We start from the raw sequence: 16,175 nt of genomic DNA, 5'->3' as shown, positions 1-16,175 counted from the left end.
GCCCCTTTATCCGCCGATTCCTGACCATGCGCGTCGACCGTTTCCTCAGCAACCTGCCCCGCTACAACCGTCAGCAGGTTCGCCTGTTGCTGGTGGAAAAGCGTGTGCGGATCGACGGAAAAGTCGTCAGCGACCCGCACAGCGAGGTGCTGGAATTCAGCCGCGTCGAAGTCGACGAAGAAATCCTGCAACTCGGCAAACAGGCACGCTACTTCATGCTGCACAAACCGCCGGGGTGCGTCAGCGCCACCCGCGATCCGCAGCACCCGACCGTGCTTGATCTGATCGATGAACCGGACAAGGACGACCTGCACATCGCCGGTCGCCTCGACTTCAACACCACCGGGCTGATGCTGATCACCAACGATGGCAGCTGGTCGCGACGCCTGACCCAACCGCAGACCAAACTGCCGAAGGTCTATTACGTCGAGACCGAACAGGAGATCGGGCCGCAATACGCGCTGACGTTTGCCGATGGCATCTACTTCGCCTTCGAAAACCTGACCACGCAACCGGCGCAACTCGAAGTGCTCGGCCCAAGAGCGGCGCGTCTGAGCATCGTCGAGGGTCGCTACCATCAGGTGAAGCGCATGTTTGGTCACTTCAACAACAAAGTCTTGCGCCTGCACCGCGAATCCATGGGCCCGCTGTCGCTGGATAACGCGCTAAAACCGGGCGAGTACCGCGCTTTGCGCACCGAAGAGATTCATTTGTTCTAAGCCGGCGACCGCTCAGCAGAAGTTGTCGAACAATTTACCAACGGCACTTGCGCGATCCCTCTCTCACTGCTTGAATCAGGACGTCGGCCAAATTGTGACCGATTAGTCACACCATACATCCAAGAAACTTTTTGCCGGTCGTCAGCCCCTTGGGTTGCGCCTCAGCCGGCAGACTGCCCGCCAATAACAACACCCGTCGACCGCAGTCATGGATCGACATGGGCCAAGCAAATTCCAGGCGTATGCCTACCTGTCACAAAGCTCGTGCAATCTCTATTTGCGCGCATACCCGCTTGCTTGCCAGGAGTCTTATGACATGAGGCCAGAAATCGCTGTGCTGGATATACAGGGTCAGTATCGGGTTTACACGGAGTTCTATCGCGCAGACGCCGCAGAAAAGACCATCATCCTGGTCAACGGCTCGATGGCCACGACTGCGTCGTTTGCACAGACTGTGAAAAACCTGCACCCGCAATTCAACGTGGTTTGCTACGACCAGCCCTACGCGGGCAGGTCGAAAATCCACAACCGTCACGAGAAACATCTGACCAAGGAAGTCGAAGGGCAGATCCTGCTGGAGCTGATCGACCACTTCGGCGCCGAACACGTGCTGTCGTTTTCCTGGGGCGGCGCAGCCACCCTGGTTGCCCTGTCACACCAGCCGCGGCGTATCGAGAAAGCCGTGATCAGCTCGTTCTCGCCGGTGATCAACGCACACATGCTTGATTACCTTGAGCGCGGTGTCGATTACCTCGGCCAGCGCGATGGCGACCGCGTCGGGCACCTGGTCAACAGCACTATCGGCAAACACCTGCCGTCACTGTTCAAGCGCTTTAACTATCGCCACGTCAGCAGCCTGGCCGAACACGAATACGGGCAGATGCACTTCCACATCAGTGACGTGCTGCACAGCGATCGCCAGTGCTATTTGAATGCGGCGAAAAAGATCAACGTGCCGGTGCTGTTCCTCAACGGCGAATGGGATGAATACACCGCCGCCGAAGACGCCCGGATATTCGGCAACCATGTGGCGCACAGCACCTTCACCACGCTGCAGGCCACCGGCCACTTCCTCGACATGGAACACAAGGCTGCGTGCCGCGATAGCCAGAACGCCCTGCTGGGTTTCCTGAAACCCTCACCGCAGTCGAGCCGAACGCGCTACGCGTTCGTCCAGGATCACCATGCATTGGCCATTTGAAAAAGCGTCGTCGCGAGCGAGTCTGTGGGGCTGAAAAACCAGCATTGATTGCCCGCAGATTTGCCCGCGAATGACCGTTTTCAATGCTGTAACGCGCTGCGAGCAAAAGAAAAACTTCAAATCTGCGCCCGACTCTGGTACAAAGTCAGCCGCTCTGAGCGGGTATAGTTTAGTGGCAAAACGAAAGCTTCCCAAGCTTTAGTTGAGGGTTCGATTCCCTCTACCCGCTCCACTCAATCAGGTCCCACGTCGTGTTATGACGGGGGATGCAGGAACAGAAAAAACCGGCCTACAGGGCCGGTTTTTTTGTGTCCGGGATTTGATGTCGGCTACTTGGTCGGCACCGAACCATTATGCAACACACCGTTTATTGCAGATGCACCAGCCCTCTTTACGCTTTGATCGTTACTAACGACGAAGCGCTGCCTGCTCAAAGGGATGATCCCCATGCATGGGCTTCCCAATCGGTATTAGCAGAGCCGCTCTTGGGCTTTGACTGATTGGAAGGCGCGGCAGTTCGGTAAGTCCGAAGCACCGCCGGTAAATCACCTTTCACTCAAGAGGGTTTCCATCAGTGCAGGAAAACAAAAAATCTGGAATGACGGGGGAAGAGCAGGCTATCTGGAATGATGCGATCAGGTTTGCTCGATCAAACAAGAAGGCGATTGGCAAGCGGCTCACGGCGCAAACCAAGTATCCACCCGAAGAAGAACCTGTTTCGGTTTTCATGGCGGGGTCGCCGGGCGCTGGCAAAACGGAGGCGTCATTAGCTCTGCTGAACCTTTTCTCCGATACGCCCATCTTGCGAATTGATCCAGACGAACTCAGATATGAATTTGAAGCCTATCAAGGTGGCAATGCCTGGCTTTTCCAAGGCGCCGTTTCGATTCTGGTTGGAAAGCTGATTGATCTGGCTCTGGATCGAAAGCAATCCTTCCTGTTGGATGGAACACTTTCGAATATCGAAATCGCAAGGAAAAATGTGCAGCGGTGCCTCCACAAAGGGAGATTTGTGCAAATTCTCTACGTCTACCAAGACCCTAGCCTGGCCTGGTCCTTTGTCAGAGCCCGCGAGGAAGTTGAAGGACGCAGGATTCGACCGGAGCATTTCGTCGACCAATACTTTGCAGCGCGTGACGTGGTAAACACGCTTAAGCTAGAGTTTGGCAAAGACCTGCATGTCGATCTGCTTGTGAAGCATATTGATAATTCTGGACGCCTCTACAAGGCTGGTGTCGACAAGATTGACTACCATATCCCCGAGAAGCATACGAGACACGAACTGATGGCCATGCTTGGGATCAATTACGGAGCAACCGCATGAAACTCGGATCCACAAAGGAGTCCACGAGTCCATTCGCAGATTTCATTCGCAATGCGAAATCGGAAGAAAAAAAGCGCGTTTACAGCGAAGTGCTGAGCGAAGCCACCAAAAAACAGAATGATCTGATGTTGGCGGCGCGTGAAAAGCAGACCTGATCACATCACTGATATTCAAAAAGCCCGGCCCTTTGCCGGGCTTTTTTATTCTCACTGTTCCGACATTACAGATCCACAACACACCGACGATTCTCACCTTCCCCACGACCCGCTAGCATTTCCCCCATCACCCACCACCCTCCCCCTGCGCGGCCATCGACGAATACGCGTTTTGACTTTCGAGGGACTCCATGGCGCGGCCTCTGTGCCGCTGATGACCGAACTCAAAAGAGTATTTCCCCCATGACGCAAAATATTTACGACGACCCGGAGTTTTTCCAGGGTTACAGCCAGATGAACCGCTCCATCGGTGGCCTCGATGCCGCGCCGGAGTGGCCGGAGCTCAAGGCGTTGCTGCCATCGATGCACGACTTGAACGTGGTCGACCTCGGCTGCGGCTATGGCTGGTTCAGCCGCTGGGCCAGTGAGCACGGCGCCGCCAATGTGCTGGGGCTGGATGTCTCGGAAAAGATGCTGGAGCGCGCGCGCGAAACCACTGAGGCGGCGAACATCCGCTATGAACGTGCCGACCTTGAACATCTCGACTTGCCGGCCTGCAGTTTCGATCTGGCCTACAGTTCGCTGGCGCTGCACTACATCAAGGATCTGACCGGACTGTTCGCTCATCTGTACGCGGCGTTGAAACCGGGTTCGCATTTTGTGTTCTCCATCGAACACCCGATCTTCATGGCCCCGCGCAATCCAGGCTGGCTGGTCGACAGCGATGGCCACAAGCGCTGGCCGCTGGACAGCTATCAGATGGAGGGCGAGCGGGTGACCCACTGGCTGGCCGACGGGGTGATCAAGCAGCACCGCACGATGGGCACGCTGTTGAATTCGTTGATCGCGGCGGGTTTTGCCATTCGCCATGTCAATGAATGGGGGCCGAGCGATGCGGAGGTGGCGGCGCAACCAGCGCTGGCTGAAGAGCGGGAGCGGCCGATGATGTTGTTGGTGGCGGTGCAGCGCTAATCTGAGCTGAGCAAACAATATGTGGTGAGGGGATTTATCCCCGATGGTTGCGTAGCAACCGCTTAAAGGGCCTGCTGCGCAGTCCATCGGGGATAAATCCCCTCACTACAGGTGGCTGAAGGCTGGCTTCACCGAGTCGCGACGATGAACAGCCGCGGAAACGGCAACAGCACCGAACCATCCGGCAACGCCGGATAAGCCTCGGCAACCACCGCCATATACTGCGTGAGATATTGCGCCCGTTCCTCTTCAGTCAGCGGGTTCAAAAACGGAATCAAGCCACTGCCCTTGAACCACTCCACCACCCCCGCCGCTCCACCTGACAACTGATGGTGATAGGTGGTGCGCCACACATCGACCCGCGAGCAGTGCGGACGCAACATCGAGAAGTATTCGCTGGCACTCGCCATGTCGGTGCGCTGCCCGGCGGCGCCAGCCAGTTTGGCGGCCCATGGGCCATTGGCGGCGACTTCACGCATCAGTCGGTGGGAAGGCTCGTTGAGGTTATCCGGCATCTGGATCGCCAGACTGCCACCGTCCGAAAGTTTAGCCGCCAACGCCGGCAGCAATGTCCCGTGATCCGGCACCCATTGCAGCACTGCATTGGCGAAGATCACATCGAACGGCCCTTGATCCGCCCAACTATCGATTTCTGCGACCTCGAACTGCAACTGCGGCAGGCGCTTGCGCGCGGCGTTGACCATGTCCGGCGAACTGTCGAGCCCCCTGACCTGGGCCTGCTCAAAACGCTGCACCAGCAGCTCGGTGGAGTTACCCGGACCGCAACCGATATCGACCACCGATCGCGCCTGAACCGTGGGAATCGCCGCCAGCAGATCACGTGCCGGGCGGGTGCGTTCATCTTCGAAAGCGACGTATTGTCTGGCGGACCAACTCATTGCGTTCTCCTGTCGGGACATTCGTGCGGTTCGTCACAATACAGGCAGCGCTGCGCGCAGTTCCAGACAGGCTTATTGCAAGGGATGTCTTCACCCTCACAATTATTGGCAGACGTCATTTGTAAGTAGAATTTTCACCGCGCCCCGGATGTCTGAATTTCAAGCTCTCCCAATAAGGAACACCGCAATGAAATTCGCGAAAATCTCCCAGACCCTGGCCCTCTGGGCCGGTAGCCCGAAAACCTTCATGGGCGCATTGATCCTGATTTTTCTGTGGGGTTTGAGTGGGCCGATTTTTGATTTCAATGACACCTGGCAACTGATCATCAACACCTCGACCACGATCATCACTTTTCTGATGGTGTTCCTGATTCAGAACACGCAGAACCGTGATACCGACATCCTGCATCTGAAACTCGATGAGTTGTTGCGGGTGAACAAGGAAGCGCAGAACGCAATGCTCGGCCTGGAATCGCTGGATCTCAAACAACTCGAGGCGCTGCGCAAGCATTACCGCAGCCTGGGGGAAAGCGAGGTGTTCAACCTTGAGGGGCTGGGGGAGAAGAGCAAGCCGAAGCAGGATTTGAATGACTGCTAAGTAAAGTTGAACAAAGCAAAAGATCGCAGCCTGCGGCAGTTCCTACACCGTTCTATGTAGGAGCTGCCGCAGGCTGCGATCTTTTGATTGGCAGTTGGTGTCAGCGACTGGCTTGCAGCGCCCGCGCCATTTCCAGATGGCTTTGCAGTTTTGGCAGCGTCTCGTCGGCAAATGCCTTGATTTCCGGCACGTCGGTAGACTGCGCTTCCTGCTGAATCTGCTGGATGGCCTCTTCGGTCGCTTTCACCTGGCTCGCGGCGTAGGCCTGATCGAAGGTTTCGCCGTCTTTGACCTGAGGGATCATGGTCTTGGCCTTGTCGGCAATTTCTTCACGGGGAGCGACCGGCAGATCGAGTTTCTTCGCGATCTTCGCCAGATGCTGGTTGGCCGTGGTGCGGTCATTGATCACGACAATGGTGTAATCCTTGACCTCTTTGGATTCGGATTTCTGGTGCGCCAGCCGGCTGGCTTCAATGTCGGCCATGCCTTTGGCGGACGCATCGTTGATGAAGTCGGCAGGCGACTGGGCGAATGCTGTGCCCGCGAACAAACCCAACAGCGTGGCAAAACTGAAACGACGTATCTGGGTGGCCATCCGGCTCATGGTCGCGCCCTCCTATCTCTGCAAATTCAAGCGGGGGCTTGCGCCCCCGCCTCTCAATCAAAACTACCTCACCGACTACTTCGACTTCTGAGCTGGCTTGCGGCCCATTTCGGTTTTCGCAGGCTCTTTGTCGACCGTCGTGGTGGTGGTTTTCCCACCTTTGCGACCGGCTTCAGAGGCCTTGGTTCGATCGTTGGCGAAGTTTCCCGAGTTCGAGTTTCTTGAATTAGGCATGATTCTCTTCCTCTTGGTGTTGATCGTTGGCGAGCAGATGCCCGCCTAGATTGAGAATTGCCGGACTGCCAAAGGTTTAGAAAAGTTGCCCGCGCCGCGACGAACGGCGCGCACTGTTTCAGCTATCCACCGCCCGATGATTGAGGCGTTTGGCGGCGTACATCGCTTGGTCGGCATGCCGGAACAATTGTTGCTCCTCACTGCCATGTTCGGGATAACGGGCCACGCCAATGCTCGGTTCGATATGCAGGTTGTGACCGTCCAGGCGCATCGGCTGCACCAGCACCTGGCGGATTTTTCCGGCCACGATGTCGGCGTCTTCAGCGGCGTGAACGCTGTGCAACAGCACCACGAATTCGTCGCCACCGATGCGCGCCACGGTATCGGTGTCGCGTACGCAGCCCTTGAGCCGACTCGCCACCGTTTGCAGCAGCATGTCGCCGACCGCATGGCCAAAGGTGTCGTTGACCTGTTTGAAGCGATCCAGATCGACGTACAGCAGCGCCATGTTTCCCGAGGTATCACGGGCACCGGCCAGCGCAGCCTTGAGGCGGTCTTTGAGCAACCCGCGATTGGGCAACTGGGTCAGTTGATCGTATTGCGCCATGCGCTTGAGCCGCGCGTGCAGCTGCTGGCGCTCGATAGCGGTGGCGACTTGGGCGCAGACGTATTGCAGCAGTTCCTTGTCCTGCTCGGTATAACGCTCACCGCCCGGCAGGCTTTTGACGATCAGCGCACCGATGGTGCCGTTCTTCGAATTCAGCGGCACACCGAGCCAGCACGGTGAGTCCTGCCCCGCCACCAGCGCGGCGAAGTCGGGCGAGGCGTCGGGGCTGTCCGGCGTCAGCAGAATCGGCTGACCGCTGCGGATGACCTCCGCACACAAACGCCCGGTAACGGTGCCAGGTTGCTCGGGCTGCAATTCGTGATCGTCGACGTGATAGGGAAAATTCAGCTGCGCACAGTGCTCGTCGTACAGCGCCACGGAGAAATTCAGCGCCGGCAGCCATTCGCCGATGATCAGGTGGATGCGTTTGAACAGCGCCAGCAAGTCTTCGGCGACATGCGCCGCCTCGGAAATCGCGTACAGCGCAGCCTGACGCGATTCCGCCTGCTTGCGCTCGGTGATGTCGCGGGCCACGGCGATGCGCAGTTGATCGACCTCCGACCAGCGCGCCGACCAGAGGATGTTGACGATGCGGCCATCCTTGTGCACGTAACGGTTTTCAAAGTTGTGCTTGGGTTCGCCGCTCATGATGTCGTGGGCGGCGGCCAAGGTGCGCTGGCGGTCTGCGGGATGCACCAGTTCGATCATCGACCGGCCGATCAACTCGTCAGGCGTATAACCAAAAATACGCTCGCAGGCAGCACTGACAAAAACGAAACGGCCCTGCCTGTCCACCGCGCAGACGGCATCGAGCAACAGGTCCATATAACTCGCCAACGGCGCGGAATTTCGGCTTTCCATGGTTCAGCGTGGGTGTCCGGACAATGCAGCACTGTTCAACCATCCCTGACCCTTTGTTCACGCATCCCTGCACACAACTTCAAGCCTTGTTCGGCAGCAATCCCGGTAGTGCGTGCATCAGTGCGTTGATCGCAAAACCGATGAACATCACGCCACACACACGCGTGATCATCAGCTCGTGGCGCTGATACAGCGTGCGCACCCGTCGGGCGCCGACAACGCCGATCAAGATAGCGTAAGCCAGCAATCCGCCGAGAAAGCTCAGGGCGATCAGCGCCGGCAACATCGACCAGTTGAGCAGTTCGGCGCGGCTCGACAGCAGCGCGGTAAACGTCGCCACCGCCACCGGGTACGCCTTGGGATTGGTCAGGCCGAACAGGATGCCGTGCCAGAACGGCTGACGCGCCGCGCCCTGCGGCTGATCAGCGCTGCGCCGCTGGGCTCGCACTGCGCGCCAGCCAAGCCAGAACAGGTACAAGCCGCTGAGCACACCCAGCACATCGAATGCGGTGCTGCCGATCTCGCGGGCACCGACGATGGCGATCAGCGCGGTGCTGCACCAGACCACATCGCCAAGCAAATGCCCACAGAGAAACCCGGCCCCGGCCCGTCGCCCATGCGCCGCGCCAATGCCGAACACTGCCAGAACGCCCGGCCCGGGCGTGATGCCGTAAATGAAACCCGAGGCCAGAACGGCCATTAGCAGCGATGGAGTCATGAAAAACCTGCTGGCGCCAGTACAAATGATGGCCAGTCTATATCAGCCCAATGTGTCTGATCACGACGCGTCGTAAAAACGCATGCCCGAGTACGGTTTCAACCGACAGGCTGCCAGTCGCGAAGCCAGATCACCGACGTGAACCTCAAGCTTGTGACCATCAGGGTCAAGAAAGTAGAACGACGCACCTTCACTGCGGTTGTCGCGCCATTCCTTCACATTCGCCGCTTTTAGCGTCTGCACAAACAACGGAAAATCTGCCTCGGCGAGGCTGAACGCGTAATGGGTGTAGTCGACGGACGGCTCGGTGGTGCGCTGCGCATCCAGCGACAGACACAACCACAGCCCCGGCAGCGACAGATAGGCACCGGCGCCCCACGAGGCTTCGACGCGCAGACCCAATACATCGCGATAGAACGCCAGGCTGCGGGGCAAATCACTGACGGCGAGGGTCAGGTGGTTGAGGCCGGTGAGCATGGTTCAGTAACCTCTGAGATCTTCAGGGACGTTGTACTGCTGGCCATCGTACGTCAGGGTGATCTGTTTTTTCTTCAGGTCGGTGTTTGTCGAAACGCACTGATTGCCGGACTTGGTGTTTTTCATTTTGCTGCCGGTGGTGGTGACGATCAGATCGGCGAAACCATTGTGGCTCGTTGGAGCGATCTCGAGGGTCCGGCGGATTTTTTTGCTGTAGCCCTCGCAGTCATTCACGAACTCACCGTTGTCCTTGAAGACCACCAGGCCTTCAAGCACCGGACGCAACTCGTCGCCCTCGCGAACATACAGCGCCAGATCGGTTTTCTCGTAGGGAATGGCATGGGAACTGTGGACGAACTTCGCGCGCAGACCAAAAGCGCGGATATCCGGCGTCAATCGGTAGCGCGCCGTATCGATGCGTACATCATCCAGGCGCACGGCATCAGAGTTGTAAGCGCCCGGTTTACGGTAGGTGGCGATCGGTTTAGCGTTGCTCGCATTGAGCAGCGCCAGATCCAGATCGAACGCCCCGGCATCGTCACCACCAGAATCGGCCAGATAGGTGGACTTGACCGAAATCGCCTGACTCGGAAACGCCGGCCAGACATTGCAGCGCGACATGGATTTGCCGTCGAAACTCTTGGTGGTGCAGGCGGCGTGGGCGTGGGGGGTGATGGCCAGCAAACCGAGGGCGATCAGGAGTCTGGTGGGGTTAAGCATGGTTCTTCCTTGATAAGTGTCGTGTTGGGCTAGCGGGTTACAGGCCTTGGAAACCGTTTGGCAAAACGTAGGATTTTCCGTCGTAGTGCAATGTTGTCAAAACGGGTTTGTTGTCAGTGGTTTTAGTTTTACATGCGTCTCCCGTCCCCACACTTGTTGTGTCTTTCTCCAAGGTTTTGACAATCAGATCTGCATAGCCGTGAGAGCTCGTTTTAGCGATTTCTACCGTTCTTGAAATCTCATATCGCTCGCCTTCGCAGTCACCATCCCACTCGCCGCCATACCGATAAACCACTAATTTATCCAATACCGGGCGCAATTTTTCGCCCTCTTTCACGTAGAGCGAAAGCAGGTTTTCTTCCATCGGATTGATCCGGGATCCATTAGTGGATAACGCACGTACGCCAAAGGCACGAAGTTCGGCAGTCAGTGCGTAGCGAGCCGTATCGAGCGTTATTTCTCGCAAACTGACGCCATCCAATACAAATGCAGCCGCTTTGTAATAAGTCGCAAGGGGCTTCGATTGAGCGGTGTCCAGAACGGACAAGTCGAAATCGTAGGTACTCAGCGCTTCTGGGTCATCAGATGGGGATCCGCGCTTAAACTGTGCAGTGGCGTTGATGGTTAATCCTGGATATGCAGGCCACTCCTTGCAGACAGAAAGATCCAGATCTCCTGCCATCGGTGTTGGCACGCAATCAGCCAATACCTGACCTGCCATCAACCACCCACTCAGGGCCACCCAGCCGATCCATCCAGACTTCACTGTCACATCCCACTCCTTGATAACGTTTTCAGCCGCGCACTATCCCCTCCTCAATCCGGCGATTCAACCAGTTCAACGCCTGATCCCCACCCCGGCGCTTATGCCACGCCAGCACAAACGTGAACGGCGCAATCTCGAACGGTGGCGGCAGCACAATCAGCTCCTGCTGATCAATCTCGCGCACGCTGCGTGACGACACCGTGAGAATCAGATCCGTACCGCTGATCAACTGCGGCGCGACGTTCCAGTGCGGCAGGCTGATGGCGACGCGGCGGCGTTCGCGCAATGAGGTCAGCGCCCGCTCGATTTCCGGGGTGCCGCTGCCGCGCATTTCCAGCAGAACATGCGGGCGCGACAGGTAGGTCGGCAAATCCAGTACGCCGTCGGCCGGCAAGCTGCGGCGATCCAGCAGGCAGACGTAGCGTTCTTCAAACAGCAAAGTGCTGCGCAATTCGTTGGGCATTTCCGGGAACACCCCGGCGGCCACGTCGATGTCACCGTTGAGCACACCCTCCAGCATGCCCTCGCGGCTGGCATGGCTGATTTGCAGGTCGATGCCCGGGGCCTCGCGGCGCAAGGTGCGGATCAGCCCGGGCAGGATGATGGCCGCGCCGTAGTCGGACATCGCCACACGAAAGGTTCGCCGCGCAGTGGCCGGATCGAACGTGTTCGGCGCCAGCAGCGACTGCACCTGGGCCAACGCTTCGGCCAGTGGCGCAACCAGTTCCAGCGCCCGCGCCGTGGGCACCAGCGTCGAACCGGCGCGCACCAGCAGCGGATCGCCGAGCAAGTCGCGCAGACGCGCCAGCGCATGGCTGACCGCCGGTTGACTCAGGTGCAGCCGCTCAGCAGCGCGGGTGACGTGTTGCTCGCTGAGCAAGGCATCGAGGACCACCAGCAGGTTCAAATCAATACGGCGTAGATCATTCATCTCGTGCATGTTCTGGATGATAAAACGGAATTTAAATCTGCGCGACGAATACTCTAGAGTCCAGAAAAACCTGTTGGAGAGTGATCATGAGTACGTTGCAGTGGGTCGGTTTATTGCTGCTGGCCGCGTTTGCCGGCGCGGTGGTGCCGTTTCAGAGTGCGATCAACAGCAACCTGGCGCGGGGCCTCGGCCATCCGCTATGGGCAACGTTGGCCTCATTGCTGGTGAGTGTTTTGGTGCTGTTGCCGGTGATTCTGGCGTTGCGCCTGCCGCTGCCGTCGCTGGGTTTTATCAGCAAGGCGCCGTTGTGGATGTGGGCTGGCGGTGCGTTCGGCGTGTGCTTTGTGGCGCTGGCGGTGATGTTGCTGCCGAAGCTCGGCGCGTCGGGGTTTGTTGCGCTGGCGTTGGCCGGCCAGGTGATTGCGTCGATGCTGCTCGATCACTTCGGGTTGTTCGGGCTGGTGGAAAAACAGCTGTCGATGTCGCGGGTGTTGGGCGCGTTGTTGCTGATTGGCGGGGTGGTGTTGATTCAGTTTGGTGGGGCGGCGAGCAGGAATCTGGCACCTGCCGGGTAGGATTCGGAGGCGCCCGACACCGCATCAGAACATCGCCCTACAAGCAAATATCCAATTCCGCTCAGTATTGCAGGAAGTGTCTGATTCAGGCCCGAAGTCGTGTTCCGTAAAGTCTGGCAATACACACAAATTGCAACGACCCACGGATTGCCACGCTTAAGGGATGCCCTGATGAACCATATACAGCAAGCACCAAACCTTTATTCCAATTATCGAAAAGTCATCGCCCTGGCGAACCAGGACTGGGAAAACGCCGAGCTCGGCAAAGTCGCCGGGCTCAATGTCGAGGTCATGGGTTCCAACCACCTGCTCGATCAATACGGACGGGAGTTACAACACTTCTGTACCACGTCCTACCTTGGCCTTGATCACCACCCAGCCCTGCTCCAAGGTGCAATCGCCGCACTGCAGGAAACTGGCACCCTGCGCGTCGCCAACTCGAAAAATCGCTGCAAGCTGGGGATTCTCGAAAAATACGAAACCGAGCTTTCGCAGTTGTTCGATGCAGTGTGCCTGACGACCCTGTCCTGCAGCACTGCAAGTGCGGGGATCTTGCCGCTGCTGGCCAGCGGTGTATTGACCGAGAATCGCCCGCCAGTGATGGTCTTTGACCGTCAGGCGCATTACTCGATGAATCACTTGAAAGCTGCATGCGCCGACGAAACCCGTGTGATGACCTGTCCGCACAACGATATGAATTTTCTAGAAAAGATCTGCCAGCAATATGGTCGTGTGGCCTATATTGGCGATGGCGCCTACAGCATGGGCGGTGTGTCCAACATGGAAGGCCTGCTGTACCTCAAGGATCGTTACGGGCTGTTTCTTTATCTGGATGATTCACACGCGTTGTCAGCCGTGGGCCATAACGGCGTCGGTCTGATACGCCCGAGAATCCAGACGCTGGAAGATGACTGCGTGATCGTCGCGTCGCTGGCCAAGTCATTTGGCGCCAGTGGTGGACTGGTGATGCTTGGCAACCAGCGCCAGAAAAAAATCATCCAGCGTTATGGCGGCCCGAGCAATTGGTCACAAAGTCTCAACTGTGCGGCAATCGGCGCCGGACGAGCGTCAATTCGTCTACATTACACCGCCGAATTCGCCGCTCTACAGGCCTGCCTCCAGGCTAATATCCGCCTCTTCGACAGTTTGATCAGTACAGAGCAATGCCACAGCGCGATGGCAATCCGCTTGATCGACTGCGGCCAGGCGGATCTGGCCAATCGCATCGCCAGCGAGCTGGCCGAGCAAGGCTTTTTCACCAGCGCAGTATTTTTCCCGGTAGTTGCCCAAGGTAAAGCGGCCATTCGGGTAACCTTGCGTGCTGATATGGAGCCGTCGCTGATCCGACGTTTCTGCGATGTAGTCAGCGAATTGTTGCGCACACACCGCGTCGATTTCGACATCTGAGCCAGGGACGATCGATGAACGCCAGCGCCACCCTTCTTATCACCTGCTGCACTGTGTTCCTCGCACAGTTGGGCATGAGTATTTACCTGCCAGCGCTGCCGGAGATTGCCGGCCATCTGCATGCAGGGCCTGCGCAAGTGGCGTGGGGTTTATCGATTTATCTGGTCGGCATGGCGCTGCCAATGCTGCTTTGGGGATCACTGGCCCAGCGTATCGGGCGCAAACCTGTGTTACTCGCAGCATTGGGGCTGTATGGCGCGGCGAACCTGGCGTTGCCGCTGGGTTCGACGCTGGAGTCGTTCCTGTTACTGCGCCTGATTCAGGGCGTCGGCGCCAGCGGGATTTCGGTGATGGCACGGGTGCTGATTCGCGACAGTTTTCGCGGCGACCTGCTGGCCAAAGCATTGTCATGGATTTCGATTTCGTTCGTGGTGGCTCTAGGCATCGGCCAGTACCTGGGTTCGATCATTCAGGTCACGCTGGGCTGGCAGGCAATCTTCTACTTGCTCGGCATCACGTGCCTGCTGATGGCCATGATCGTATTCCGGGTCAATTTTGCGACATTGGAGGAGGCGCAAACCAATGCTTCGGCATGGCTGATTTACCGGCGCATCCTGATCCATCGCGCGTTCCTGTTGCCGGCACTGGCCGGAGGCCTCGGCTACGGGGTGATCATCGCCTTCAACACGGCTGCGCCACTGATCCTGCAAGGACCGTTCAATTGGTCTACGGTGGATTACGGTCTGCTCGGCTGGCCGATCAGTGCGGCATACTTTCTCGGGGCACTGGTGGTCAATCGCTTCGTTCTGCGCACGGGTCAACACCGGTTGATGACGTTGGGCGTGGTGCTGGTGATGGCGGGGTGCGGAGTAATGCTGCTGGGCAGTCTGACAGCCAGTTCCATCGCGCTGATGCTGTGGCTGCCCTATTGCGTAGCGGTGTTCGGACAATCGCTGAACTACCCGATCAGCCTGTCCCGTGCCAACGATGGCGCACCGATTGCGGGTGCTTACGCAATGGCGTTGAGCGGATTTATTCATCAACTGATGGCGGCAATGATCGGCGCGATTGCCAGTCTTGTCGCTAGCCCTTCGGCGTGGCCGCTGGCACTGTTATGCAGTTTGCTTGCAGTCGGCGCGATGCTCTGTGTGACATTCACGCCGACGCGCGTCAGCCCTTAAAACGCATTACGGAAAATCTCCTCGATCTGCCGCTGATCCGCCGCCCGTGGGTTGGTCAGGCCGCATGCATCTTTCAACGCATTGGTGGCAAGCACTGGAATGTCGCTGAGCTTGGCGCCTAGTTCACGCAGGCCACCCGGGATCTCGACGTCCTTGGCCAGACAACGGATCGCGTTGATCGCCGCCTGAGCGCCCTCTTCCTGGCTGAAACCACGGATGTCCGCACCCATGGCGTGGGCGACGTCAGTCAGGCGTTCGGCACAGATCAACGCGTTGAAGGTCTGCACATGCGGCAGCAGCACGGCGTTGCACACGCCATGGGGCAAGTCGTAGAAACCGCCCAGCTGGTGGGCCATCGCATGCACGTAGCCGAGCGATGCGTTGTTGAACGCCATGCCGGCGAGGAACTGCGCGTAAGCCATGTTTTCCCGCGCTGCGAGATCGCTGCCGTCACGCACGGCCAGGCGCAGGTTGTTGCTGATCAGGGTCATGGCCTTCAGCGCACAGGCGTCGGTGATCGGGTTGGCCGCGGTCGAGACGTAGGCCTCGATGGCGTGGGTCAGCGCGTCCATGCCGGTGGCGGCCGTCAGGCTTTTCGGCATGGCGACCATCAGCGCCGGGTCGTTGACCGACAGCAGCGGCGTGACGTTGCGGTCGACGATGGCCATTTTCACGTGGCGCGATTCGTCGGTGATGATGCAGAAACGGGTCATCTCGCTGGCGGTGCCGGCGGTGGTGTTGATGGCGATCAGCGGCAATTGCGGCTTGCTCGATTGATCAACGCCTTCGTAGTCGCGGATCTGCCCGCCGTTGGTCGCACACAGAGCAATGCCCTTGGCGCAGTCATGGGGCGAACCGCCGCCCAGCGACACCACGAAATCGCAGCGACTGTCCTTGAGCAGCGCCAACCCGGCCTCGACATTGGCAATGCTCGGATTCGGTTTGGCGCCGTCGAAGATCACCGAATCGATGTCCTGCATCGCCAGTTTTTCGGCAAGCATGGTCGCCACGCCAGCCTTGGCCAGCCCCGCGTCGGTGACGATCAGCGCCTTGCGAAACCCATAGTTGCGGATCGCAACCATGGCCTCGTCGAGGCATCCGTTGCCCATGATGTTTACGGCCGGAATGAAAAAGGTGCTGCTCATGCGCGTCTCCTGACTGGGGCCGAATCGACTGCTCCGATACGGCGGATGTGCACAGGATCGACCGATCGGTCACCACCGATG

The 16,175-nt window shown here is 58.2% G+C and carries 19 protein-coding genes and 1 tRNA gene; 10 read left to right on the top strand and 10 right to left on the bottom strand.

Annotated elements, in window-relative coordinates:
• Positions 1-26: 26 nt before the first annotated feature.
• From J1G18_RS10760 to J1G18_RS10735, 6 genes are all read left to right on the top strand, one after another.
• On the top strand, positions 27-719 hold the full coding sequence (locus J1G18_RS10760) for a pseudouridine synthase (protein WP_210557906.1): 693 nt from the start codon (positions 27-29) through the stop codon (positions 717-719).
• Positions 720-1,035: 316 nt separating this feature from the next.
• Positions 1,036-1,920 carry an alpha/beta fold hydrolase gene (locus tag J1G18_RS10755; protein WP_095138524.1) on the top strand — a complete coding sequence of 295 codons (885 nt, stop codon included), beginning with the start codon at positions 1,036-1,038 and terminating at the stop codon, positions 1,918-1,920.
• 158 nt (positions 1,921-2,078) lie between these two features.
• A tRNA-Gly gene (locus J1G18_RS10750) sits at positions 2,079-2,152 on the top strand.
• Positions 2,153-2,518: 366 nt separating this feature from the next.
• Positions 2,519-3,244, top strand: coding sequence for a zeta toxin family protein (locus J1G18_RS10745; protein ID WP_098967650.1), 726 nt, complete (start codon positions 2,519-2,521; stop codon positions 3,242-3,244).
• On the top strand, positions 3,241-3,399 hold the full coding sequence (locus J1G18_RS10740; RefSeq protein ID WP_167734096.1) for a hypothetical protein: 159 nt from the start codon (positions 3,241-3,243) through the stop codon (positions 3,397-3,399). The genes J1G18_RS10745 and J1G18_RS10740 overlap by 4 nt, the downstream gene beginning before the upstream one ends.
• 243 nt (positions 3,400-3,642) lie before the next feature.
• Positions 3,643-4,371 carry a class I SAM-dependent methyltransferase gene (locus J1G18_RS10735; RefSeq protein ID WP_135295131.1) on the top strand — a complete coding sequence of 243 codons (729 nt, stop codon included), beginning with the start codon at positions 3,643-3,645 and terminating at the stop codon, positions 4,369-4,371.
• A 128-nt stretch (positions 4,372-4,499) separates the two neighbouring features.
• Here the strand turns inward: J1G18_RS10735 and tam are convergent, their stop codons facing one another.
• Positions 4,500-5,270 carry a trans-aconitate 2-methyltransferase gene (gene tam / locus J1G18_RS10730; RefSeq protein WP_135295130.1) on the bottom strand — a complete coding sequence of 257 codons (771 nt, stop codon included), beginning with the start codon at positions 5,268-5,270 and terminating at the stop codon, positions 4,500-4,502.
• A gap of 187 nt (positions 5,271-5,457) precedes the next feature.
• Here tam and J1G18_RS10725 point away from each other — a divergent pair, with 187 nt between their 5' ends.
• Complete coding sequence (locus J1G18_RS10725) at positions 5,458-5,868, top strand: low affinity iron permease family protein (protein ID WP_047598058.1); 411 nt, start codon at positions 5,458-5,460, stop codon at positions 5,866-5,868.
• Between the two features lie 100 nt (positions 5,869-5,968).
• Here the strand turns inward: J1G18_RS10725 and J1G18_RS10720 are convergent, their stop codons facing one another.
• The 8 genes from J1G18_RS10720 to J1G18_RS10685 form a co-directional block, all read right to left on the bottom strand.
• Positions 5,969-6,472 (bottom strand): DUF4142 domain-containing protein, encoded by a 504-nt coding sequence (locus J1G18_RS10720; RefSeq protein WP_027614439.1) that lies wholly within the window; start codon positions 6,470-6,472, stop codon positions 5,969-5,971.
• A gap of 75 nt (positions 6,473-6,547) precedes the next feature.
• On the bottom strand, positions 6,548-6,706 hold the full coding sequence (locus J1G18_RS10715; RefSeq protein ID WP_003222499.1) for a KGG domain-containing protein: 159 nt from the start codon (positions 6,704-6,706) through the stop codon (positions 6,548-6,550).
• 118 nt (positions 6,707-6,824) lie between these two features.
• On the bottom strand, positions 6,825-8,174 hold the full coding sequence (locus J1G18_RS10710; RefSeq protein ID WP_223007628.1) for a bifunctional diguanylate cyclase/phosphodiesterase: 1,350 nt from the start codon (positions 8,172-8,174) through the stop codon (positions 6,825-6,827).
• Positions 8,175-8,253: 79 nt separating this feature from the next.
• A complete protein-coding gene (locus tag J1G18_RS10705; RefSeq protein WP_223007627.1) occupies positions 8,254-8,892 on the bottom strand; it encodes a LysE family translocator in 639 nt (212 codons plus the stop codon).
• A gap of 60 nt (positions 8,893-8,952) precedes the next feature.
• Positions 8,953-9,369: a fosfomycin resistance glutathione transferase gene (gene fos / locus J1G18_RS10700; RefSeq protein WP_223007626.1), complete on the bottom strand. Its 417-nt coding sequence runs from the start codon at positions 9,367-9,369 to the stop codon at positions 8,953-8,955.
• A gap of 3 nt (positions 9,370-9,372) precedes the next feature.
• Positions 9,373-10,089, bottom strand: coding sequence for a hypothetical protein (locus tag J1G18_RS10695; RefSeq protein WP_098967641.1), 717 nt, complete (start codon positions 10,087-10,089; stop codon positions 9,373-9,375).
• Positions 10,090-10,126: 37 nt separating this feature from the next.
• Positions 10,127-10,861, bottom strand: a complete 735-nt coding sequence (locus J1G18_RS10690) for a hypothetical protein (RefSeq protein ID WP_135295128.1) — start codon at positions 10,859-10,861, stop codon at positions 10,127-10,129.
• 22 nt (positions 10,862-10,883) lie between these two features.
• A complete protein-coding gene (locus tag J1G18_RS10685; RefSeq protein WP_171061893.1) occupies positions 10,884-11,795 on the bottom strand; it encodes a LysR family transcriptional regulator in 912 nt (303 codons plus the stop codon).
• A gap of 77 nt (positions 11,796-11,872) precedes the next feature.
• Between J1G18_RS10685 and J1G18_RS10680 the strand changes: the two genes are divergently transcribed.
• From J1G18_RS10680 to J1G18_RS10670, 3 genes are all read left to right on the top strand, one after another.
• Positions 11,873-12,361, top strand: coding sequence for a DMT family transporter (locus J1G18_RS10680; protein WP_098967636.1), 489 nt, complete (start codon positions 11,873-11,875; stop codon positions 12,359-12,361).
• Between the two features lie 171 nt (positions 12,362-12,532).
• Positions 12,533-13,768, top strand: a complete 1,236-nt coding sequence (locus J1G18_RS10675; protein WP_223007658.1) for an aminotransferase class I/II-fold pyridoxal phosphate-dependent enzyme — start codon at positions 12,533-12,535, stop codon at positions 13,766-13,768.
• A 14-nt stretch (positions 13,769-13,782) separates the two neighbouring features.
• Positions 13,783-14,949 (top strand): MFS transporter, encoded by a 1,167-nt coding sequence (locus tag J1G18_RS10670; RefSeq protein ID WP_098967633.1) that lies wholly within the window; start codon positions 13,783-13,785, stop codon positions 14,947-14,949.
• Here J1G18_RS10670 and yiaY read toward each other — a convergent pair.
• Positions 14,946-16,094, bottom strand: coding sequence for an L-threonine dehydrogenase (gene yiaY, locus J1G18_RS10665; RefSeq protein ID WP_098967632.1), 1,149 nt, complete (start codon positions 16,092-16,094; stop codon positions 14,946-14,948). The genes J1G18_RS10670 and yiaY overlap by 4 nt on opposite strands.
• Between the last annotated feature and the right edge of the window lie 81 nt (positions 16,095-16,175).

Source organism: Pseudomonas sp. MIS38 (assembly GCF_019891575.1).
GTDB lineage: Bacteria > Pseudomonadota > Gammaproteobacteria > Pseudomonadales > Pseudomonadaceae > Aquipseudomonas > Aquipseudomonas putida_A.
Note: the sequence above shows the minus strand (reverse complement) of the source record. Positions and strands in the feature narration are given on the sequence as shown.